Raw genomic sequence first — 480 nt, 5'->3', positions numbered from 1 at the left:
TGCCTTTTGGACCCAAACGTCGGAAACGAACGTGGCCTTGCCAACAGGCCAATTCATTATCATCGGTCGACGACAGCACGGGCTTCAGTGTGCTATCGTGCATGCTGCGTCATATCCACATCGCATTGAAAGGGCTTGTTGTCTACCAGATGTGCGGGAGCTGCATGGGCAGCTCAACGAAATTATGCTCCAGAAAGTGCCGCAATATACAACATCCATGACCCACCGCTTGCTGAATTTCTGTGTGTCCAATGAGCTAGTTGTGCGGAATACATTTTTCAACCATAAGAGAATTCACCTTGCCACTTGGATGGGACTGACAGCTGATGATAATGCACCCAATATTAGGAGCCAAATTGATTTCATACTGACCAAGAGGGTGAGTGCTGGACAAGTGTTGAACTGCAGGGTCTTCCGGGGGGCAGAGTTTGAGACTGATCACTGGCTGCTGGTGAGTGAGTGCCGGCTTACTTTCAAAAA

General features: G+C 49.2%; 1 protein-coding gene. It reads left to right on the top strand.

Going from position 1 to position 480, the window contains the following annotated elements; translation table 11 throughout:
* Positions 1 to 151 precede the first annotated feature (151 nt).
* Positions 152 to 480: exonuclease/endonuclease/phosphatase family protein (locus ON23_RS40085; RefSeq protein WP_218001123.1), on the top strand; the 329-nt coding region annotated here is incomplete at its 3' end.

It is taken from the genome of Nocardia cerradoensis NBRC 101014, from assembly GCF_000308535.1.
Lineage (GTDB): Bacteria > Actinomycetota > Actinomycetes > Mycobacteriales > Mycobacteriaceae > Nocardia > Nocardia cerradoensis.
This window is presented reverse-complemented; position numbering and strand designations above follow the sequence as displayed.